At 70.7% G+C, this 21,777-nt stretch carries 17 protein-coding genes; 9 read left to right on the forward strand and 8 right to left on the reverse strand.

Annotated elements, in window-relative coordinates:
- Both AB0H84_RS27925 and AB0H84_RS27930 read right to left on the reverse strand, forming a co-directional pair.
- Nucleotides 1–302, reverse strand: a 302-nt coding sequence (locus AB0H84_RS27925) for an SDR family NAD(P)-dependent oxidoreductase (RefSeq protein ID WP_357610171.1), incomplete at its 3' end; no start/stop codon positions are given.
- A 46-nt stretch (nucleotides 303–348) separates the two neighbouring features.
- A complete protein-coding gene (locus tag AB0H84_RS27930) occupies nucleotides 349–1,119 on the reverse strand; it encodes an SDR family oxidoreductase (RefSeq protein WP_357610174.1) in 771 nt (256 codons plus the stop codon).
- 138 nt (nucleotides 1,120–1,257) lie between these two features.
- Between AB0H84_RS27930 and AB0H84_RS27935 the strand changes: the two genes are divergently transcribed.
- The 3 genes from AB0H84_RS27935 to AB0H84_RS27945 all read left to right on the forward strand — a co-directional run bounded on the left by AB0H84_RS27935 (nucleotide 1,258) and on the right by AB0H84_RS27945 (nucleotide 3,811).
- Nucleotides 1,258–1,887 carry a TetR/AcrR family transcriptional regulator gene (locus AB0H84_RS27935; protein ID WP_357610177.1) on the forward strand — a complete coding sequence of 210 codons (630 nt, stop codon included), beginning with the start codon at nucleotides 1,258–1,260 and terminating at the stop codon, nucleotides 1,885–1,887.
- 175 nt (nucleotides 1,888–2,062) lie between these two features.
- Nucleotides 2,063–2,767 (forward strand): universal stress protein, encoded by a 705-nt coding sequence (locus AB0H84_RS27940; RefSeq protein WP_357610179.1) that lies wholly within the window; start codon nucleotides 2,063–2,065, stop codon nucleotides 2,765–2,767.
- A 204-nt stretch (nucleotides 2,768–2,971) separates the two neighbouring features.
- Nucleotides 2,972–3,811, forward strand: a complete 840-nt coding sequence (locus AB0H84_RS27945; RefSeq protein ID WP_357610182.1) for a universal stress protein — start codon at nucleotides 2,972–2,974, stop codon at nucleotides 3,809–3,811.
- 276 nt (nucleotides 3,812–4,087) lie between these two features.
- On the opposite strand, the gene AB0H84_RS27950 is transcribed toward AB0H84_RS27945, so the two are convergent.
- The 6 genes from AB0H84_RS27950 to AB0H84_RS27975 form a co-directional block, all read right to left on the reverse strand.
- Complete coding sequence (locus AB0H84_RS27950) at nucleotides 4,088–4,705, reverse strand: hypothetical protein (protein ID WP_357610185.1); 618 nt, start codon at nucleotides 4,703–4,705, stop codon at nucleotides 4,088–4,090.
- The gene (locus AB0H84_RS27955) at nucleotides 4,702–5,415 is read right to left on the reverse strand and encodes a hypothetical protein (protein ID WP_357610188.1); all 714 of its coding nucleotides are present in this window, start codon (nucleotides 5,413–5,415) and stop codon (nucleotides 4,702–4,704) included. The genes AB0H84_RS27950 and AB0H84_RS27955 overlap by 4 nt, the downstream gene beginning before the upstream one ends.
- A complete protein-coding gene (locus AB0H84_RS27960; RefSeq protein WP_357610191.1) occupies nucleotides 5,412–6,449 on the reverse strand; it encodes a hypothetical protein in 1,038 nt (345 codons plus the stop codon). Before AB0H84_RS27960 ends, AB0H84_RS27955 begins: the two co-directional genes overlap by 4 nt.
- A 97-nt stretch (nucleotides 6,450–6,546) precedes the next feature.
- Nucleotides 6,547–7,188, reverse strand: coding sequence for a hypothetical protein (locus AB0H84_RS27965; RefSeq protein WP_357610194.1), 642 nt, complete (start codon nucleotides 7,186–7,188; stop codon nucleotides 6,547–6,549).
- A 71-nt stretch (nucleotides 7,189–7,259) separates the two neighbouring features.
- The gene (locus tag AB0H84_RS27970; RefSeq protein WP_357610196.1) at nucleotides 7,260–12,413 is read right to left on the reverse strand and encodes a ThuA domain-containing protein; all 5,154 of its coding nucleotides are present in this window, start codon (nucleotides 12,411–12,413) and stop codon (nucleotides 7,260–7,262) included.
- Nucleotides 12,414–12,681: 268 nt separating this feature from the next.
- The gene (locus AB0H84_RS27975; RefSeq protein ID WP_357610200.1) at nucleotides 12,682–13,956 is read right to left on the reverse strand and encodes an ROK family transcriptional regulator; all 1,275 of its coding nucleotides are present in this window, start codon (nucleotides 13,954–13,956) and stop codon (nucleotides 12,682–12,684) included.
- A gap of 244 nt (nucleotides 13,957–14,200) precedes the next feature.
- On the opposite strand from AB0H84_RS27975, the gene AB0H84_RS27980 reads away from it, so the two are divergent.
- The 6 genes from AB0H84_RS27980 to AB0H84_RS28005 all read left to right on the forward strand — a co-directional run bounded on the left by AB0H84_RS27980 (nucleotide 14,201) and on the right by AB0H84_RS28005 (nucleotide 21,760).
- The gene (locus AB0H84_RS27980) at nucleotides 14,201–15,523 is read left to right on the forward strand and encodes an ROK family transcriptional regulator (protein WP_357610203.1); all 1,323 of its coding nucleotides are present in this window, start codon (nucleotides 14,201–14,203) and stop codon (nucleotides 15,521–15,523) included.
- A 362-nt stretch (nucleotides 15,524–15,885) separates the two neighbouring features.
- Nucleotides 15,886–17,478, forward strand: coding sequence for a sugar ABC transporter ATP-binding protein (locus AB0H84_RS27985; RefSeq protein WP_357610206.1), 1,593 nt, complete (start codon nucleotides 15,886–15,888; stop codon nucleotides 17,476–17,478).
- Nucleotides 17,465–18,475, forward strand: coding sequence for an ABC transporter permease (locus AB0H84_RS27990; protein WP_357610209.1), 1,011 nt, complete (start codon nucleotides 17,465–17,467; stop codon nucleotides 18,473–18,475). Before AB0H84_RS27985 ends, AB0H84_RS27990 begins: the two co-directional genes overlap by 14 nt.
- A 50-nt stretch (nucleotides 18,476–18,525) precedes the next feature.
- Complete coding sequence (locus AB0H84_RS27995) at nucleotides 18,526–19,587, forward strand: ABC transporter substrate-binding protein (RefSeq protein WP_357610212.1); 1,062 nt, start codon at nucleotides 18,526–18,528, stop codon at nucleotides 19,585–19,587.
- Complete coding sequence (locus AB0H84_RS28000) at nucleotides 19,584–20,756, forward strand: Gfo/Idh/MocA family oxidoreductase (protein WP_357610215.1); 1,173 nt, start codon at nucleotides 19,584–19,586, stop codon at nucleotides 20,754–20,756. Before AB0H84_RS27995 ends, AB0H84_RS28000 begins: the two co-directional genes overlap by 4 nt.
- Nucleotides 20,753–21,760, forward strand: coding sequence for a sugar phosphate isomerase/epimerase family protein (locus tag AB0H84_RS28005; RefSeq protein ID WP_357610218.1), 1,008 nt, complete (start codon nucleotides 20,753–20,755; stop codon nucleotides 21,758–21,760). The genes AB0H84_RS28000 and AB0H84_RS28005 overlap by 4 nt, the downstream gene beginning before the upstream one ends.
- Nucleotides 21,761–21,777 lie beyond the last annotated feature (17 nt).

The following is a 21,777-nucleotide window of genomic DNA, read 5'->3' on the forward strand; positions in this document are numbered from 1 at the left end:
CGCAGTTCCTGCTCGGTCAGCTCCTCGATCGCGCCGATCTGGGCGTAGCCGGCGTTGTTCACGATGACGTCGAGCCGGCCGAAGTGCTCGGCGGCCCGCTTGACGCTCTCGAAGACGGCGCCCTTGTCGGCCACGTCCATCTCCAGCGGGAGCACCGCGTCGCCGTAGGCGGCGACCAGCTCGTCAAGGCTCGCGATGTTCCGCGCGGTCGCGGCCACCTTGTCGCCGCGGGACAGGGCGGCCTCGACGAAGGTGCGGCCGAGGCCGCGCGACGAACCGGTGACGAACCAGACCTTGCTCATGATGTCTTTCCCTTCTTCGTGCGGTAGTGGAGTGTCTTGGTGCGAGTTACCAGGCGACGGGGCCGAGGCGGTCGACGAAGATGCCGGTCGGCCCGTCGGCGTCGAGCGTCGCGAGCCGGACGATCGAGTCGGTGCCCTCGGTGACCGTCAGCTGGCCGGTGTGGTGGTTCATGTCGGTGGCCGCGAACTTGCGGTTGGCGACCTCTCCGGGGGTGGCGACGTTGAACTTGATGTCCGGCAGTGCCTGGGCGTACCGGACGGTGATCATGTTCAGCGCCGCCTTGGAGGAGCTGTAGGCCAGCTCGTGCATCGCCGAGGCCGGCTGCTGCGGATCGGTCACGACCGCGAAGGAGCCGACGCCGCTGGACACCATGACCACGCGCGGGTTCTCCGCCGCCCGCAGCAGGGGCAGGAACGCGTGAGTGACCCTGATCGGGCCGTACACGTTGGTGTCGTAGACGGAGTGGACCTCCTCGGCGGTCGCCTCCGCCGGCGGGACCGCCCTCCCCGGCGCGCCGGCGTTGTTGATCAGCACGTCGAGCCGGTCGGTGTGCTCGCGCACGAGCCGTACCGCGCCGGCGACCGACTCGTCCGAGGTCACGTCCAGGGGGACCAGGACCACGTCGGCGCCGTCGGCGGCCAGCTTGTCGGCGGCGGCCCGCCCCCGGCCCTCGTCGCGCGAGCCGAGGAAGATCTTCCATCCCTGCACGGCGAGCCGCCGGGCCGTCTCGAGACCGAGTCCCTTGTTGCCCCCGGTGATCAGCACGGAGGTCCGCCGCTCCGGGTTCGTCATGTCCATGCCGGTCTTGTCGTTCATGAAGTTCTCCGCCTCATTCCCAGAGTCACACTCATGCAGTCATTGCATTCATGTGCAATGACTGCATGAGGATATACTCATCTTGTGAGCGGTCGTCAAGTCGGCCGCCGACCGACCCAGGAAGGGCAAGGGGGCACGATGACCAGTGACGCTCCAGTCCGTCGCGGCGGGCGCGAAGCGCAGCGCCGCCGCACCCGCAGAGCGATCGTCGACGCGGCGGTACGGCTGAGCGCCGGCGGCACGATGCCGTCCATCGACGAGATCGCCGCCGCCGCCGACGTGTCACGCCGGACGGTGTACATGTACTTTCCGACCCTCGACCATCTGCTGGTCGACGCGACCGCCGCCGCGATCAACGAGCCCCCGGTCGAGCAGGCGCTGGCCGACCCCACGCTGGCCGATGACCCCGCAGCCCGCGTGGACGCCCTCATCCGGACCCTGCTGGCGTACTCGCCGCAATCCCTTCCCCTGGGCCGCCGGCTGATCCGCCTGACCGTCGATCCGTCGGCGAACGACAGTCAAGAGCCGGACGCCCCGAGGCGGGCACCCCGCCGGGTGGAATGGCTGGAGAAGGCCTGCGAACCGCTCCGCGGCACCCTGGGCGAGCAGTCATTCCAGCGCCTGATCTCAGCTCTGACCATCGTGGTCGGCTGGGAGGGGCAGATCGCGCTGCGCGACGTCCGCGGCCTTGACGACCCGCAGGCCGAAGAGGAGGTCATCACCTGGGCCGCACGTGCCCTGGTGGAGGCCGCGATCAAGGAGGGGTGACCTCCGGCCTCGCGGGCGGCCGAACCGGTGGTGGGCTCCCGGGGGCTCGGCCGTGACCGTCGTCGTGGAAGCGCGTTCGTGTGGGACCAACGTCCCGCGGGGCCGGGCCGCATGGCCCTACAGGGCGGCTCCGCCCGAGCGGAGACTGGCTGCCATGGGCTGGCGAAAGGAACCCATGAACCGCATCGTGCTCGGCTACGACGGCTCCGACTTCTCGGTGCAGGCCCTGGATTGGGCGCTGGACGAGGCGGAGCTGCGGAAGCTGCCGCTGACCGTCGCCCACGCCTGGCAGTGGCCGTACGGCGAGGCGGAGGAGGACGCCAAGGCCCACCTGCGCAAGGCGGCCGAGCACGTGCTGTGGCACGGCGCCGACTGCGCCCGCTCGACCAGTGCGGGCGTACGCGTGGAGACCGACCTGTACGAGGGTCCCGCCGCCCAGCGCCTGGTCGAGCTCTCCGGCGACGCCGCGCTCGTCGTGGTGGGCTCCCGCGGGCTGAGCGCGCTGCCCAGAGCCGTCGTCGGCTCGGTGGCCGGATACGTCGCCGCGCACGCCGACTGCCCGGTGATCGTCGTACGCGGCCCGGGACCCATGCCGGCCGAGACGGATCCGGGGCCCATCGTGGTCCCCGACAAAGAGCCCGGCGCGTCCGTCCTGGAGTTCGCATTCGACGAGGCCGCACTGCGCCGGGTTCCGGTGTCCGCCTCGGCCGACCTGGCGGCGTGGGCGCGCCGCCGTCCTGAGGTCCGCATCCAGCAGGGGGAGACCCACGAGCGCTGGACGCTCATGGTCGTCGGGCGCGGACGGTCCGCTCATTTCGGCGCGGCGAACTTCCTTCTGCAGCATGCTCCCTGCCCGGTCGCGGTGGTGACGGAAGGATGACCCCCGGCCGTACGGATCGTGACTGAGTGCTCACGCGCCGCGCTGCTCGTTTGATGCGACATTTCCCGCCTCTTCCGGCCGCCGTGGCCGCCGTGGCCGCCTACCGGCGATGGCAGGCTCCGGCTCCGTGACGGAGCTATGTGCGCCAATGTCCGTTTCGGGAAGGGGGAGGGCAGGGGATGGCTCTGTGAAGGAGGCCCGGTGATGGCCGGACCGATCGTGGTCGGCGTGGACGGCTCCGAGTGCGCGAGAGCGGCGGTGGAGTGGGCGGCGGCCGACGCCCGGCGCAGGCGGCTGCCGCTCAAGGCCGTACATGTGTGCGGACGCACGTCGCGCGGCTTCGACAGCAGGACGTACTGGCACGGCGTGCTGGAGGCCGCCGCTGACAGCGCTCGCGCGATCAGCGCGGAGGTCGAGGTGAGCACCGAGCTGGCCGAGGGGAACGTCGTCGAAGCCCTGATCCGCCAGTCGGCGTCGGCCGATTCCCTGGTGCTGGGCGGCCGGGGATCGGGGGGATTCGCCGAACTGGTGCTCGGCTCGGTCGGGCTGGCGGTCGCCGGGCACGCCCAGGGACCGGTCGTCGTCGTCCGCGGGCCCGCCGCCACGGAGCACGGCCGGGTCGTGGTCGGCGAGGACGGCTCAGAGAGCGCGCGGGAGGCCATGGCGTACGCCATCGAGCAGGCGCGTGCCCGCCACGCCCAGCTGCTCGCCGTTCACGCGTGCCAGGCGCCGGTCGTCTCGGCCTATGCCCCGGACTACGGTCTCCTGCTGGAGGACGCCTTCCAGGAGGAGGCACGTACGGCGCGGGAGCGGATGACCCAGTGGCGCGCGGAGAACCCTGACGTCGAGATCCTGGAACAGCAGGCGAGAGAGCATCCGGTGCCCGCCCTCAGCCAGGCCTCGACCACGGCTGATCTGGTCGTGGTCGGCTCGCGCGGGCTGGGCGGTTTCGCCTCCGCGCTGCTCGGCTCGGTCAGCCACGGCGTGCTGCACCATGCCACGTGCCCGGTCGCGGTGGTCCGGCCCCGCACCGGGAAGCCATGAGCGCATAGGGCCGCCGGAGGTGACGGTTCAGGTCGCCACCGGCGTGGCCGTCGCCTGGCACAAAGGCGTCACCTGGGCGGTGCGGATGTACTCCGGCGCGCGGCCGCCCGGGATCACCAGCGCCTGACAGCCCTCAGGGCGCACGTCGGCGAATGCGAGGTTCACAGGCGGTCAGAAGAAGCACTCGGGCCATCACTCACTCCTGCTCTCCTACGGTGGATCTTTCATCAGCATGGGGCACAAATGGCAGACCCCTCCGGGGGCTCACTGCGGACGTCAGCGCCGGACGCCCGTGCGGTGCCGCCGGGCGAGGGCGAGCCAGGCCGCGAGGGCGACGAGCGCCGCGAGGACGATGATGCCGATCTTGAGGGGAGTCCCCATCGCACCTTGGTCGTCCATCGCGGACGCCGGCGCGGCGGCCTTGTCCCGCCCGGGCGCCGTCGCCTGACCCGTTGCGGGGGCCGTCGCCTGGCCCGTTGCGGGGGCGGTCGCCGACACGGGTGAGGCGGCGATGACGCCCGCCTTCACCTTCACCGTCGCCTTCGCCTTGGAGGGCTCGGTCGCGGTCACGGTGACCCGCCACTCGCCGCTCGGCAGCGGCTCGGCGGAGTGGTAGAGGTTCTGGCCCTCGGGCGCCGACCTGAGCGGCACCGGCCCGAAGGAACGGCCGTCCGCCGAGGTCGCCTTCAGCGTGGCCTCGACGATCTCCGTTACGGGATGGTTGTCCTTCTTGTACGTGACCAGCACGTTGACGTTGTCGGCGCCGTCTCCCGTCACCTCCAGCTTGATCGGCCCGCCGTGGGCGGAGGCCGCCGGTGCGCCGAGCACCATCGTGAGCCCGGACAGCAGGGCGGTGAGCAGGACGGTGAGGACGTATGCCGGTGCCTTGTTCACGAGTCGTGACTCCCCTCGGGTTCGGTGTCGGGGGTGAGCGCCCCTTCGCCGGGTGATGTCGGTAGGAACACGTGCTGGTGGCCGTAGCCCGCGTCGACGTTCACGGCGTCGAGAGCGGTGGCTCCGACCGACCAGGTGAAGAGCGCGTCGGCGCGTTGCCGTACGGCCAGGTCCATGGCGGCGGCGCGGGCAGGTCCTGCCATGTCCCGCGCGGCCGCGTAGGTGTCGACGGTCGTGGCGAGTTGCCGTACGGCGGAGGCGAGACTCGACCGCGCCACGTTGGTGGCGGTCTCACCGGACGGCGGGTCGGCGAAGCCTTGGACGGCCGCGGCGGCCGCCTGCCGCCAGGTCCCGACGTCGGCGGCGGTCACCGCGACGGGCCCCGCGGTGCCGTCGGCCGGCATGGCCAGGCTCAGCCCGTCGAGCACGGGGAGGAGCCGGGCCCGCGTGCTGCGGGCCAGCTCGGTCAGGGTCTTGATCTGCGTTCTGTCGCGGAGGGCGGACTCGGCACGGAGACGGTCGGCCGTCCGCTCGATCGAGTCCGGCCGGGTCAGCGCGAACACCCCGCCGCCGGCGACGATCGCGCCGAGCGCGAACGCGACCGCGAGGGCGAGCACGCGGGCCCACGCCGCACCCTGTGCGGGGGCCGGTTGCCTGGGTCGGTTCGTGATGGTCGCCACCTCCTGAGGGCGGATGTCGATGGCGCTCACGCCTCCTGAGGCGTGCCCTTGGTGTGGAGCATGATCAGCTTCTTGATGCGCCTGCGGCGCCAGGCGGCGGCCAGCCGGACGGCGAAGGGGGCGAGGACGAGGAGGACGAGGAGGGCGAGCTGCGGCCACGGCAGGGCCCAGACCGTGGTGTCGATCGCCGTCCGCTGGGCGGTGACGCCCGGGATCGGCTTGCCCGCGGGCGAGGGGAGCACCGTGACCGCCGTGCTGATGGGTCCTAGCGGCCACGTGCCGGGCACCCGTGCGACGAACGTGCGGCTGCCGCCCGGCATGAGCTCCCTGGCCTTGGCCGGGGACGGGTCGGTCCAGGTGTTCTCGCCCACGAGCGTGGACGTCAGGACCTGGTTCTCCGTGACCAGCCGGACGTTGCCGACGTTGGCCACGGTGTAGGTCACCTCGACGGATCCGGCGGCGAAGGGGTTCCACGATCCCGTGTACTCGGCTCGCACGTCGGTGACCGCCGCCTTGGCCACATAGCCGCCGGTGACGCGGATGTTCAGGCGGACGCCCACCCGGTTCTGGACCCGTACCTGACCGGAGACGGTATCCAGGGACGCGGTCACACCCGCGGGGTGATCGCCAGGCGTCGCGTTCTGGGGGATCGACACCGTCACCGGCACGACGGAGGTGGCCCCGGCGGCGATGGTCACCCTCTCGGGAACCGCTATCCAGGAGCCGCCGTCGGTCGGTTTCGCGTCCGAGGGCCGCATGTCGAAGTAGCCCTTGGCGGTCAGGTAGCCGTCGTTGGCGTCGATCGCGAAGTCGACCGGCTGAGTGGAGCGGTTGATGACCGCCACATGCTCGACCACCTGCTGTCCGCCGGCGAGTTCGAGGTCGATGACGCCGCGGCCGTCAGGACCGTCGGCGCTGGCCGGAACGACCGACCAGGTGGTGTCGGCGTCCGACGGGGTCGCGAACGCGACCATGGTGGCCAGGACGGCGACCAGCAGGGCGACACCGGCAGCGGGTAGGACGGCGAGGTGGGCGAGGGCGCCTCGCGGACGGCTTGTGGTCAACAGAGGGTCTCCAGTCTCATCGTGGCCGTCCGGGACCTGCGCCAGGCCGGCACAGGTCCCGGACGCCCAGAGCGGGCGATGGCGTCCTGCCTCCGGTTCAGGACTGGTTGAAGAGGGAGAGCGTCAGAGTCGAGTGGTACTCGCCGGCGGCGACGTCGGCGGGAGTGCGCAGCGCGAGTTCGGCGTTGACCTGCCAGCTGCCGATCTCGTCGGCGGAGTTCGCCGTCGACACCAGCAGCTCCTGCCCCTGCAGACCGACGGTGGGCGCTCCCGAGCCGTCCGAGATGACGCTGGAGACGGGCTCACCGGCCTCCACCGCCCCGGAGGAGGAGTCGCTCAGCAGGCGCGGCCGCCAGCCCAGATACTGCGGGCCGATGGGCGGCGCCGAACCGCTCGTCGCGGTGAACTCGCCGGCCTGGCCGACGACCGCCCAGAAGTCACCGGCGGGGATGTCCTCGGGCCGGCGGGTGTCGGTCACCGTGACCGTCGGCAGGGTGCCGACGAACTGGCGGGCGGCGGCGTTGGAGCCGTCCTCCCGCAGGGCCACTCCGCCGTTGTCGGCGACGGTCATCGACACCTGACCGGGAGTGGTTTTCGGCTCGATCGTCACCGACACGTCGATGCCGTTGTCGGGGTCGTCCTCCGCCACCGCGGGACCGGCCACGCCGGCGCCGGCGGCGGCGAGCGCGACACCGAGCACCGCCGCGGCGAGCATCTGCGTCATCCTGTTCGTTTTCATGTGTTCGCTCCATTGAGGGGGTGGGGCCGGCCGGCTGGTCGGCCGGCCGGCCCCGGTTCTGCTGTCGGCGGTCAGCGGCAGCTGATCGCCGGATAGGCGGCGTCGTACGACGAGCTGACCTGCTTGCCGCCGATCGTCGCGGTCCCCTTCACGGTCACCGTGCCCGCGTCGATCTGCCCGGCCCGGCTGTTGAAGGACTGGTACGCCTGCTTGCCCGGGGCCACGTCGGCCACGGTCTTCGAACCGAACGGGGTGGTCAGCGTCACCGTCGCCGGCACGTCCGAGCCGTTGACGGCCGTGACCGCCACGTACGCCGAGGTGCCGATGCAGCGGGACGAGGCGGAGACCGTCAGCTTGACCTGCGGCGCGGGCGCCGAGATCGTCAGCGTCAGCGTCCTGGCCTCTTCGACGTTGCCCGCCTTGTCGGCCGAGCGGTACTTCAGCTCGTGCTGCCCGTCGCCGGTCACGGTGACCGGCCCGGTGTAGGCGGTCCAGGCGCCGCCGTCGAGCTGGTATTCGGTCTTGTCGACCCCGCTGCCGCCGGCCTCGTCGGTGGCCTTCAGCGTGACCGACACCGGACCGGTGAACGTGCCGCCCGCCGGCTGCTCCGGATCGGTCGTCGCCGTCGTCACGGGCGCGGTCCTGTCCCCGCCCGAGCCCGCCTTGGTCAGGTGGAAGTAGTCGAACGTGACCGTCTTCGACGCCGACTGGCTGGTGCCGATGGTGTACACGCCGACCTTCGCGCCGGTGGCCACCGCGGTGTTCTCCACCGGCGCGGAGAGATCCGTCCAGGTCTGACCGTCGGAGGAGTAGGAGCCGGTGTAGGTGGTGCCCGCCTTCTTCAGCCGCAGCCACCACACGCCGCCGGTGAGGTTGTTCACCTGCGGCTGCGGGTTCTGCACGGTGCCGCCGACCTCGCTGCGCAGTTCGATGCCCCGAGCCACCGTCGAGCCTGCCGCGTTGGTGGTCAGGAAGTCGAGCTTCACGTAGTCGTCGTCGCCGGTGTACACCATCAGGCCGCCCTGCTGGTACTGCTCGTTGAGCGCAGAGGCGTCCAGCTTGGTCTCCAGCGTCCAGTCGCCGCTCGGCGCCGTCTGGAGGATGAAGTTCTTCGGGCCGCTGTTGCTGGTCCCGTAGATGTCACCGGTCGTGGTGTCGAGCGCCAGCTTGCCGTTGGCGACGCGCGCCGCCGTGGCGTCGGGGCGCACGACCGCGTTCCAGCGGCAGGCGTCGAGCGCGGTGCCGTCGAACTCGTCGTCCGGGGCCGGCGCCGTCGCCTTGTCGTCCGGCGTGATGTGGAACCAGTCGAAGGACGCGTCCACCACCGGGTGGCCGGCCCCGGCCAGCGAGATCAGGCCGATCTTGGGGTTGGCGATCCCGGCGAGCGCCTTGGTCTGCGGCATCGCGGTGAACGTGGTGCCGTCCGAGGAGTAGTGGGCGGTGATGTTCGTGCCGTCGCTGACGAACCGCACGTACACCGTGTCGGGGTAGGAGTCCCCGAGGTTGGCCGAGTTGCTCTGCGACACCTCGTTCGGGCTGCCGTTCTCCTCCCGGATGAACTGGAAGATGCGGCTGGAGTGGTCGGAACCCGAGGTCGACCGCGCCTCGAGCACCATCTTGGCGTAGTTGTCGTCGTCGCCGTAGATGAGCAGCCCCGCCTGCTGGTACGCGTCACGCGCGTCCAGCGTGAGCTTGGCGGTGGCGGTCCACGCGCCCGACGGCGCCGGCTGCACGACGATGTTCGGCGTGTTGCCGCCCGTGCTGTAGATGTCGGTGGTCGAGGTCGGGATCACGAGCTTGCCGTCCGCGACCCTGAGGTCCTGGTTCTCCCGGATGACCGACCAGCGGCCACGGTCGAGCCCGGTGCCCAGGAAGTCGTCGGAACGGCCGGTGAAGCAGACCGTGGCCGGCGCGTCCACCTTGACCGGGACCCGGGCGGTGGCCGAGGCGCCCTTGTCGTCGGTCGCGGTCACCGTGGCCGTGTAGCTGCCCGGTGCGGTGTAGGTGTAGCTCGCCTCGGCCGTGGTGGGTTCCGGCGCGCCGGTCACCCCGAAGTTCCACTTGTAGGTGATCGGGTCGCCTTCGGGGTCGGTGGCCGTCGCCTTGAAGGCGACCTTCAGCGGGGCGACGCCCGCCGCCGGGGTCGCCGTCGCGGTCACGGCCGGATGCTGGTTGTCCGTGGCGCCCTTGCCGACGAAGTCGACCCAGTTGACGTTGGCCAGGTAGGCGTTGTCGGCCGCGCTCGCCGGCTTGCGCACGACGAAGTACAGCGGTCCGCTCTCGGTCGGTGGGCTGGTCAGGTCGAGCGTGACGTCGGTGAACGTCTGCCAGCCGCCGGTGGGCGGCACGTCGACCTTGCCGACCAGAGTGCCGGTCTCGGGGTTGCCCGCCCGGACCTGCACGGTTGCGCCGGCTCCGCCCGAGGAGGCCCGGAGCCGGATCGCGGTGACGTTCGACAGGTTCACCGGGTCGAACGACCACCAGTCGCCGTCCTGGATGAAGGCGATGTGCTGGTTGCCGCCCTGGGGGTCGGTCGTGCTCTCCGCCTGGACGCCGGCGGCGTCGGTGCCCTTGCCGTCGGCCACCCGGCCGGTCCGCGCGAAGTGCTCGGCCTGCTTGCGCTTGGGCTCCAGGATGATCTGGCCCCGCCCGGTCAGCGGTCCGGCGCCGTTGGCTCCCGCGTCGGTGTAGCTGGCCTCGATGGCGTAGAAGAGGTTGTCGTACTCTCCGTGGCCGGCCTGCTGGGTCTGCAGGGTGCCCTCACAGCCCTTGAGCTGGTCGAGCGGGTGGCCGTGGCTGTCGTGGCCGAGGATCGCCTGGATCTTGACCTTCTCGCAGTCGATCGTGCCGTCCTCGGGGTCGGTGACGGTGACCTTGAACTTCACCTGGTCGCCGAACTCGAAGAAGGCGCCGTTCGGCGGGACGTCCACCTTGACGGTGGGACGGGTGTTGCCCGCGGTGATCGACACGCTGGCGGTGGCGGTCTTGCCGTCGGGGGTCCTGACGGTCAGGACCACGCTGTAATCGCCGCCCTTCTCGTAGGTGAAGGTGGGGTTGGGCTCGGTGGAGTCGGTGTCACCGTCACCGTCGAGGTCCCAGGCGTAGGAGAGTGTCTTGCCCTCCGGGTCCCGGCTGCCCTCGCTGGAGAACTTGACCGTCAGCGGCAGGGGCCCGTCGGTCTTGTCCGCCGTGGCACGGGCGATCGGCGGGCGGGTGCCCTTGGTGTACGCGATGCGGTAGATGCCGGAGTCGGCGTTGTCGCCGCCGAAGCCGGAGCCCCACTCGATCATGTAGAGCGCGCCGTCGGGGCCGAACTTCATGTCCATCGGCTTCTTGAACGACAGGGAGCCGAGGATCGGGTTCATCTCGACGAGCTTGCTGCCGGTCTCGTCGAGCTGGAACGACCACACCTTGTCGTTGTTCCACTCACCGAAGATGGCCTTGCCGTCCCAGTACGCCGGCCACTTCACGTCCGACTGCAGGTTCGGGTCGGAGCGGTAGACCGGGCCGCCCATCGGCGCGCCGCCGCTCAGCTCCGGGAAGTTCTGCGGGTCGGCCGCGTAGTGGTACCAGATCGTCGCCGGGATCACCGGCGGCAGGCTGGTCAGGCCGTCGTTGTTCGGCGAGTCGTTGACCGGCGCGGCGCAGTTGAACGGCGACCCCGACTGCTTGGTGGCGAAGTTGTAGTCGACGTACGGGGTGTTGTTGCCGATGCAGTACGGCCAGCCGAAATTGCCCGGCTTCGTGATGAGGTTCCACTCGACCGTGTTCTGCGGACCCCGGGTGGAGCTCGCCGCGTTGGCGTCGGGACCGTACTCACCGAGCATGATGTTGCCGGTCTTCGGGTCGAGACCGATGCGGAACGGGTTGCGCAGGCCCATGCCGTAGATCTCCGGCTTGGTCTTCGCCGTGCCCGGCGCGAACAGGTTGCCGGCCGGGACGGTGTAGGTGCCGTCGGCCTCGGGGTGGATCCGCAGCAGCTTGCCGCTCAGGCTGTTGGTGTTGCCCGCGGTGCGCTGGGAGTCCCAGTTGGCGCGGCCGGACTGCTCGTCGATCGGCGCGTAGCCGTCGGAGGCGAACGGGTTGGTGTTGTCGCCCGTGCCCAGCCAGAGATTGCCGGTCTTGGGGTCCATCACCATGCCGCCGCCGTGGTGGCAGCACTCGGCCCGCTGCACCGGGACGTCGAGGATCTTCTTCTCGCTCGTCAGGTCCACGGTGTCACCGGTGACGGTGAACCTGCTCAGCCGGTCGACGTTCGTCCCGGTGGGCGAGTAGTAGAGATAGACCCAGTGGTTGGAGTCGAAGCCGGGGTCGAGCGTCAGCCCGAGCAGGCCGCTCTCGTTGGCGGTGAAGACGTTCAGCTTCGCCGCCGTCACCGTGCCGCCGGCCGGTTTGATGATCTTGACCTCGCCGAGGCGGTCGATGTAGAAGACCCGGCCGTCCTTGGCGACGTCCAGCATCATCGGGTTCGAGGTGTTGTCGTCGAGCGTGACCTTCTCGAAGCTGCTGCTCTGCGAGGCCGAGCAGTCGGCCTTGACGGCGCCGGCGGCGGTCTGGATGCCGCCGAGGAGCAGCTTCAGGAAGTTGGGCTCGCTGTAGTTCTCCTTGAGGTGGCCGAGCCCGGTGTACCACGAACGGCCGCCGTCGAAGTCCTGGCACCACGTGTTCGGGTGGTCGGCGCCCATGGTGGCGCCGGTGTAGGACTTCTCGTCCATCGACGTCAGCACGTGGACCGTGCCACGCGGGTTCGCCTGGTAGTCGTACCATTCGTCGGTACGGGTCCAGGTCGTCGGCAGGCCCTTGGTCGACGGGTGGGCCGGGTCCTCGACCTTGACCGTGGCCTGCTGGATCGCCGGGTGCTGCTTGAAGTACGCCCCGACCAGCTTGCCGTACCAGGCCCAGTTGTACCCGCTGTCGGCGGCGGCGTGGACGCCCACGAAGCCGCCGCCGCGCTGGATGTAGCGCTGGAAGGCGTCCTTCTGCTCCTGCGTGCCCAGCGGGTCACCGGTCGTGGACATGAAGATCACGGCCTGGTACTGAGCCAGGTTCTGGTCGGTGAACAGGGCGCTGTCCTCGGTCGTGTCGACCGCGAAGTTGTTCTCCTGGCCGAGCTTCTGCACGGCTGCGATGCCCTCGGGGATCGAGTCGTGCCGGAAGCCGGTCGTCTTGGAGAAGACGAGCACTTTGAAGGCGGGCTCCGCGGCCGTGGCGGCCTCGGCGCTCATTGGCGCCGCGAGGAGCGTGAGGAAAGGGGCGACGAGGGCTAAGGCCATCGTGGTAGCGGTGCGCCGTCTCGGGCGTCGTCCGCTCGCTGGCAGGACCGCGTTCAGCAGTCCCGCCGCCCGCGCCCATGTTCGAGGACGTGGTGACATGGAAACCCTTCCTGACCGGGGGGACGTCAGCAAGGCGCGCGCCGCCGCGCTTGTTGCCACTGGGTGGTAGCGGATGTTGCGGTTGCTGGAGGGTGCCCTCTCCAGGTCTGTGGGGCCGTCGCTAAGATGCCGGCCTGGGGAGTGAATCCAAGATCGTCGGATCGTCGATGATGTGGTTGACCACCATGCTCGCGGCGCCCCGGGAGGCGGCGCCGAAGCCGAGCGTGGAGGCGACGAATCGGCACTGGACGGCGGGAGCGGCCACCACGAGCCGGCGCAGCTGATCTTGCGCGTGCGGCAGCAGCCACTGGGCCAGTGAGGCGAAGTAGCCGCCGATGACGATCACTCGCGGGTTGAACAGGTTGGCCAGGATCGAGCCGCCGAGCCCGAGCCACTCGCCTACCTGCGCCACCGCCGTCATCATCCGCCGGTCGCCCGAGGCCAGCCCTCTGGCGATGTCGGCCACCCGTTCGTCGGGGTCGGGCACCGGCATGCCGGGCAGCCCATACGCCTGCTCGGGCATGGCCGCGCGGACGAGCGCGGCCAGGCCGACCTTGGTCTCCCAGCAGCCGATGCGGCCACAGCCGCATCGGTCACCGTTGGGGTCGACCCGCAGATGCCCGACCTCGCCGGAGAATCCGTCCGCGCCGCGCAGAAGCTCGCCGTCCGAGATGATGCCGCCGCCCACGCCCACCTCTCCGGTGAGATAGACCAGGTGGGGCGTGCCGGCGGCGACGCCGGAGGTGTATTCGGCCAGGGCGGCGAGGTTCGCGTCGTTGTCCACCCGCACCGGCACGCTCCGCGGGCCGAGCATGGAGCTCAGCTGCTCGGCCAGGGGCAGGTCGCGCCAGTGGAGGTTCGGCGCGAGTGTCACGACGCCGCGTGTCACGTCCACGAGTCCCGGGACGGCCACCACGATGCCGGAGGGGACGGCTCCGGCCCGCCGCATCGCCTCCACGGCCTCCTTGGCCACGAGTCCGAGCCGGCGCACGGCGCTGTCCGGGCCGCTGCCCATCGCGTCGTGAACCAGCCGGCGCTCGACCAGGCTCCGGCCGCTGAGATCGGTGCCGTGGACCGCGATGTAGTCGACGTTGATCTCCATGCCCAGGGCGCCGACGTGCGCGCCGTGCAGTGCCACCCCCCGTCGTGGACGGCCGATCGCCCCCACGTGCTCGACGCCGACCTCCCGCACCAGCCGCCGTTCCAGGAGCTCGGCCATGAGGTTGGAGACGGTGGCCCGGTGCAGCCCGGTCGCCTGCGCGATCTCGGCACGGGACAGGGAGGTGTGGTCGCGCAGCTCGCGCAGCACCAGCGAGAGGTTAGCCCGGCGCAGCGTGGCGGGACCCGTCGGCGCGGCGCCGCCCGGGACGCGGGAGCGGGACAGTCTGTACGCCATCCGCACCACCTGCCCGTTTGTTTCTCTCCCAGATCAATTAATCAGGGTTGTAACACGGGGATGTCCGACCCCGCACCCCTCAAGTGCGTAACGAGTTGGCATCGCTCACTTACGTGCACTTCAGCCACGTTACTCGCCTCAGTTACCGGAACGTTATGCAAGTTACGAACGATTTAACCCTTGTGCCCGCAGGCAGTCGTGCCTTTAATTCGGCTAGCCGTCTGAACTAATCGAGGAGGGGCGCGTGGACCACAGCCGGGCCGACGGCCACGCGACCGACTCGATGAGTCGCGGCGGGTCCGCGGGAGTTCCCGCGGACCAGGCCACCGTGCGCCGTTCCAACCTCGCCCTCGTGCTGCGTCACGTCAGCGCGTGCGGCCCGTGCACCCGATCGGCCGTGGCCGCCGCGACCGGGCTGAACAAGGCGACCGTCACCAGCCTGGTGAGCGAGTTGCAGGGGCGCGGACTGGTCAAGGAGATGGGGCCGCAGCACGCCGGCTCCGTCGGCCGCCCGGGTGTCGCGCTCACCCTGGACGGCTCCCGGGTCGGCGCCCTCGGCATGGAAGTCAACGTCGACTACATCGCCGCGATCGCCACCGACCTGGCCGGCAGGGTGATCATCGACCGGCGCATCGGTTTCGACGCCATGGGCTCCGGCCCGGAACGCTCGCTGGACGAGCTGGCCCGCATGGCCGAGAGGACCGTCGCCGACCTCGACCGGCTCGGGATCGCGCCGGCCGGGATCACCGTGGCCGTCCCCGGCCTGATCGACACCACCACCGGCACCGTCGTCGTCGCCCCTAACCTCGGCTGGCGCGGGGTGGCGGTCGCGGAGCGGCTGTCCCGCGCGAACATCGCCGCGGACATCCCCGTCGCGGTGGACAACGACGCCAACCTCGCCGCCCTCGCCGAGTACACCTCGGGCGTCGCGGCGGGCACCTCCGACCTGGTCTACCTCACAGGCGAGGTGGGCATCGGCGGCGGCGTCATCGCCGGCGGCCGGCTGCTGGGCGGGGCGGACGGATTCGCGGGGGAGGTCGGCCACGTCATGATCGATCCCTCCGGCGAGCCGTGCCGCTGCGGCCGGGCCGGCTGCTGGGAGACCAAGGTCGGGCTGGCCGCGCTGGTCCGCATGGCCACACCTGACCGCGCGTACGGTACCGGCCCGCAGGTCGTCCGCGACCCGGAGGAGCGGCTGGCCGAGATCGAGCAGCGACGGGCCGAGGGAGATCCCCGCGTCGACGCCGCCGCCGCGGAGGTGGGCCGCTGGCTCGGCATCGGGGCCGCCATGCTGGTCAACCTCTTCAACCCACGGGTGATCGTGTTGGGCGGCTACTTCGCGCGACTCGCCGACCTGCTCATCCCCGCGGCGCAGCAGGCGCTGGCACGCCTGGGCATGAGCGACGCCGTCGAGCGCTGCCGGTTCGTCGCCTCCGACCTCGGCTTCGGCGCCGCCTCCCGCGGAGCGGCCGGAGTCGTCGTCGAACGAGCACTGTCCGACCCCACAAGCATCTCGATCCGAACGTCTCCCACCATCGGAGTTGTCGAGGGAACCCCGATGGCCTGATCGCCACAGTCAGCCTGATCCGCGTGTCCGCCACGCGGTCCCGATCTACCGCCCGCTACCTGAACCTCTCGTCCGCCTGACCGTCCTGTTCCGCACCGCCTCGGCACATCCCGCCCGTCTCGCGTGCCGCGGCCATGGGGCATGCGGTCAGGCGGACGGGAAACCCCCGTGTCCCTTTTCCCGTGCCCTTTCCCCACCCAGAACGTCCCGCCCGCCTGATCGGTCATCCGGGCCGCACCGGCACCGTTGACGCCGACCTCGGTGCCGTCGCGGCGGTGCCCACCGGCGCCGTCAGGCGGGCGGGGCCACCAGGCGGGCCCATCAGGTGGGGCACGGCCACACCGTCATCGAGGGAGGCCCCTGTGCCGCGGTCACCATCCGACTCGTCATCGCTGCTCGTGATGCGGGGAATCGTCAAGCAGTTCCCGGGCGTGCGCGCCCTGGACGGTGTGGACCTTGAGGTCAGAGCCGGCGAGGTGCACTGCCTGCTCGGCCAGAACGGCGCCGGGAAGTCCACGCTCATCAAGATCCTGTCCGGTGCCCACGAACCCGACGAGGGCGAGGTGCTGCTCGACGGCTCGCCCGTACGGCTGGCGCCGCCGACCGCGGCGATGGGCCACGGGATCGCCACCATCTACCAGGAGCTCGACCTGGTGGACGGGTTGAGCGTGACGGAGAACATCTTCCTCGGCCACGAGCCGGCGACCTTCGGCTTCTCCCGCCGGGCCGAGGGCGACCGGGCGGCGGCCGAGCTGCTCGAGCGGCTCGGGCACGGCGAGATCCGCCCCCGGGCCGAGGTGGGCCGGCTGTCGCCGGCTCACAAGCAGATCGTCAGCATGGCCAGGGCGCTGTCGCACTCGGCCCGGCTGATCATCATGGACGAGCCGTCGGCCGCGCTGGACCACGACGAGGTCGGCAACCTGTTCCGGGTGATCCGCGACCTCACCTCCCAGGGGGTGGCGGTGATCTACATCTCCCACCGGCTGGAGGAGATCCGCGAGATCGGCGACCGGGTCACCGTGCTGAAGGACGGCCGCACGGTCGCGGTGGGGCTGGCGGCCAAGGAGACCCCGACCTCGAAGATCGTGGCGCTCATGACCGGCCGCAACGTCGAGTACGTCTTCCCGCCCCGGCCCGGCAGGACCGCCCCCGAGGAGCGGCCCGAGGTGCTGCGGGTGGAGAACCTGACGCTGCCCGGCCGGTTCGCGGACGTGTCGTTCAGCATCAGGGCCGGGGAGATCGTCGGCCTGGCCGGCCTGGTCGGCTCCGGTCGCAGCGAGATCATCGAGGCGATCTACGGCGCGCGGCGGGCCCGCGGCCGGGTCGTGCTCGACGGGCGGACGGTGCGGCCGGGCAGCACGACCCGCGCGGTGCGGATGGGCATGGGCCTGGCCCCCGAGGAGCGCAAGGCGCAGGCGCTGCTGCTGGACCACCCCGTCGCGCAGAACATCACGCTGGCGAGCCTGAGCCGCTACACCAGGCCGCGGTGGCTGGGCTGGCTCGACCGCCGGGCCGAGTTCGCCGAGGCCGAACGGCTGTCGCGGGCGCTCGACATCCGCCCGCCCGATCCGCGCCGCCCGATCAGGACCTTGTCGGGCGGCAACCAGCAGAAGGCGGTGCTGGGACGCTGGCTGGCCGAGGACCGCAAGCTGCTGCTGCTGGACGAGCCCACCCGGGGTGTGGACGTGGGCGCCCGGGCCGAGCTGTACGCGCTGGTGCGCAAGCTCGCCGACGACGGCATCGGCGTGCTGCTGGTGTCCAGCGAGGTGCCCGAGGTGCTGGGCCTGGCCGACCGGGTGCTGGTCATCCGCGAGGGCCGGATCGTCCATGAGGCGCCGGCCGAGGACCTGGACGAGCACCGGGTGCTCGACCTGGTGATGGCCTCCGCAGGACCGAGGCCAGGATCCGATGTGGCGAATCCCCCCACCGAAGGAGCATCGCATGACCGAGGTTGATCAGGCCGCGCCGACAGGCCCGCGATTGAGGGCGGCGGGACCCGGCGGGCGGTTCGGCCGGCTGGGTGAGGTCCGGCATCTGGGGCTGGTCGCGGCGTTGGTACTGCTGGCGATCGTGGGACTGGTGACGAGGCCGGAGAACTTCGCCACCTCCTCGAACATGGTGAGCATCCTGGCGCTGGCCTCGACCATCGGTGTGATCACTGTTGGCATGACGTTCGTGATCATCGGTGGCGGCATCGATCTGTCGGTGGGAGCGCTGATGGCGCTGGCGTCGGTGTGGGCGACCACGCTGGCGACCCAGTCCTACGGGCCGGTCGTGATGATCGCCTGCGCGGTGCTGGTGGGCACCGGCGCGGGCCTGCTGAACGGGATCTTGATCGCCTACGGCCGGATGGTGCCGTTCATCGCGACGCTGGCGATGATGGTGGCCGCGCGCGGTCTGGCGCAGCGGATGTCCAACCAGCGCACGCAGCTCGTGCACCAGGACAACTCGATGATCGTGAGCCTGTCGACCACACGGGTGCTCGGGCTGCCGCTGCTGGTGTACGTGTTCGCGCTGGTGGTGCTGCTCGGCTGGCTGGTGCTCAACCGCACGACGTTCGGCCGGCGCACGTACGCGGTGGGCGGCAACCCCGAGGCCGCTCGCCTGGCCGGCATCGACGTGCGCAGGCACACGCTGCTGCTGTACGCCCTGTCGGGGTTGTGCTGCGGGATCGCCGCGGTGCTGATCATGGCCAGGACCACGACCGGTTCGTCCACCCACGGCGACCTGTACGAGCTGGACGCGATCGCCGCGGTGATCATCGGCGGGACGCTGCTGAGCGGCGGCCGGGGCACGATCATCGGATCGATCCTCGGTCTGCTGATCTTCACTGTGATCACCAACCTGTTCATCCTGAACGGCCTGAACACCGCCGACCAGCTCATCGCCAAGGGCGCGATCATCGTCGCCGCCGTGCTGCTGCAGCGGCGAAGCCTCAGAACACCCACCTGACACCAGGGCCGGATCGCAAGCCTTCCGGCTTCAGCAAGGAGAGAGCAGACATGGACAAGAACGTCGCCCGGCGCGGCTTCCTCTTCAGCGGCGCCGCCCTCGGAGCGGGTGCGCTCATCAGCGCCTGCACCAGCAACGAGCCGGTCGCCACCCAGCAGTCGAGCGCGCCCGCCGCCGCTCCCGCGGCCAAGGAAGGCAACGACGCCCCTGGCGAGAAGGTCGTCATCGGCTTCTCGGCCCCGGCCGCCGACCACGGCTGGATCGCCGCCATCAGCAAGAACGCGGCAGACGCGGCCAAGCAGTACACCGACGTCGAATTCAAGCCGGTCGAGCCGACCAACGACATCAACCAGCAGATCTCGGCGGTGGAGTCGCTGATCCAGGCGAAGGTCAACGTGCTGGTGATCCTGCCGAACGACGGCCAGCAGCTCAACCAGGTCGCCCGGCAGGCCATGGACGCGGGCATCCCGGTGGTCAACGTGGACCGCGTCTTCCCGGACAAGCTGTCGTACCGGGCCTGGATCGGAGGGGACAACTACGGCATGGGTGTGGCCGCCGGACACCAGATCGGCAAGACGCTGAAGGACAAGGGCGTCTCCAACCCGGTCATCCTGGAGATCCAGGGCATCGCCACGCTGCCGCTGACCCAGGACCGCAGCAAGGGCTTCGCCGACGCGCTGAAGACCTACGGCTTCAAGGTGACCGCCCAGCAGGACGCCAAGTTCACCGTGGAGTCCGGCACGCAGGTGGCCGCCAACCTGCTCCAGGCGCACAAGAAGATCGACGCGATCTGGAACCACGACGACGACCAGGGCATCGGCGTGCTGGCGGCGATCAAGGAGGCCGGCCGCAACGAGTTCTTCATGGTCGGCGGCGCGGGCTCGGCCAACGCGATGCGTGACATCCAGGCCGACAGCGGCGTGCTGAAGGCCACCGTCACCTATCCCCCCACCATGGCCGGCTCGGCGATCAAGATCGCCCGGCTGATCGCCCAGGGCAAGGGCATGAGCGACCTGCTGGAGCAGCAGGTGCCGCAGTCGATCACCCTGGCTTCGGAGACCATCACCAAGGAGAACGCCGCCCAGTACCTGCCTCTCGGGTTCGAGTCGTGAGGCCCGTCATCGGGATCGGCATGGTCGGCTACGCGTTCATGGGCCGTACCCACTCCCAGGCGTGGCGCAGCGTGGACGCGTTCTTCGACCTGCCGTTGAGGCCCTCGATGGTGGCCGTGGCCGGCCGATCAGCTGAGGCGACCGCGCAGGCCGCCGAGAAGCTGGGGTGGGCCGGCGCGGAGACCGACTGGAAGCGCCTGCTCGACCGCGACGACGTGCAGATCGTCGACATCTGCACGCCCGGCGACTCGCACGCCGAGATCGCCGTCGCGGCGCTGGCGGCAGGCAAGCACGTGATCTGCGAGAAGCCGCTCGCCAACACCGTCGCCGAGGCCGAGGCCATGGCCGCGGCGGCGAAGGAGGCGGCGGCGCGCGGCGTGCGCAGCATGGTCGCCTTCAACTACCGCCGCGTGCCCGCCGTCGCGCTGGCCCGGCGGTTCGTCGAAGAGGGCATGCTCGGCGAGATCCGGCACGTACGGGCGCAGTATCTGCAGGACTGGATCGTCGACCCGGAGTTTCCCCTGGTCTGGCGGCTCCAGAAGGACAAGGCCGGCTCCGGGGCCCTCGGTGACATCGGCGCCCACATCGTCGACGTCGCCGAGTTCGTCACCGGCGAGCGGCTGACCGGGGTGACGGCGCTGACCGAGACCTTCGTCAAGGAGCGTCCCCTGGCGGCCAGTTCGGCCGGGCTCTCGGCCGGCGGCGGAACCGGGAGGGGAGCGGTCACCGTGGACGACGCGGCGCTGTTCATCGGCCGGCTCAGCGGCGGCGGGCTGGCCTCCTTCGAGGCCACCCGCTTCGCGGCCGGGCGCAAGAACGCGCTGCGCATCGAGGTCAACGGCGCCCTGGGCAGCCTGGCCTTCGACTTCGAGTCGATGAACGACCTGTGGTTCCACGACCACACCATCGACAGCGCCGAGCACGGATTCCGGCGGGTGCTGGTCACCGAGCCGGACCACCCGTACGCGGGGGCGTGGTGGCCGCCGGGCCACGGCCTCGGGTACGAGCACACCTTCGTCCACGAGATGAAGGACTTCCTGGAGGCGATCGCCGCCGGCGCCGACCCCGCACCGTCCTTCGAGGACGGCCTGCGGGTGCAGCGGGTGCTGGCGGCCGTCGAGCAGAGCGCGGCTGAGGGCAGCCGCTTCATCACTGTGGAGGGTTCATGACGAGGCCGGTCACGTTGTTCACCGGGCAGTGGGCGGACCTGCCGTTCGAGGAGGTCTGCCGGCTGGCGTCGGAGTGGGGCTATGACGGGCTGGAGATCGCCTGCTGGGGCGACCACTTCGAGGTCGACAAGGCCCTCGCGGACGACTCCTACATCGAACGCAAGAAGGAGACCCTGGCCAAGTACAACCTCGGGGTGTGGACGATCTCCAACCACCTGGTCGGCCAGGCCGTCTGCGACCACCCCATCGACGAGCGCCACAAGGGCATCGTGCCCGCCCGCATCTGGGGTGACGGCGAGCCCGAAGGCGTACGGCGGCGCGCCGCCGAAGAGATCAAGAACACCGCCCGCGCGGCGGCGGCGCTCGGCGTCAGGACCGTCGTCGGCTTCACCGGCTCGTCGATCTGGCACACGCTGGCGATGTTCCCGCCGGTGCCCCCGTCGATGATCGAGGCGGGCTACGCCGACTTCGCCGACCGGTGGAACCCGATCCTCGACGTCTTCGACGAGGTCGGGGTGCGCTTCGCCCATGAGGTGCACCCGAGCGAGATCGCCTACGACTACCACACCACGGTCAGGACGCTGGAGGCCATCGGGCACCGGCCGGCCTTCGGGCTGAACTGGGACCCCTCTCACATGGTGTGGCAGGACCTGGACCCGGCGAACTTCATCCTCGACTTCGCCGATCGGATCTATCACGTGGACTGCAAGGACGCCCGGGTGGCCACCCGCGATGGACGGCGCGGCCGCCTCTCCTCGCACCTGGCCTGGGCCGACCCCCGGCGCGGCTGGGACTTCGTGTCCACCGGCCGGGGCGACGTGCCGTGGGAGGCGTGCTTCCGGGCGCTCAACCACATCGGCTACGACGGCCCGATCTCCATCGAGTGGGAGGACGCGGGCATGGACCGGCTGCACGGCGCGCCGGAATCCCTTGCCTACATCCGTTCGCTCAATGCCATCACCCCACCGGCCGCGGCCTTCGACGCCGCCTTCTCCTCTGAGTGACGCATCACGCCGGGGCG

The organism is Nonomuraea sp. NPDC050786, from assembly GCF_040654115.1.
Classification (GTDB): Bacteria; Actinomycetota; Actinomycetes; order Streptosporangiales; family Streptosporangiaceae; genus Nonomuraea.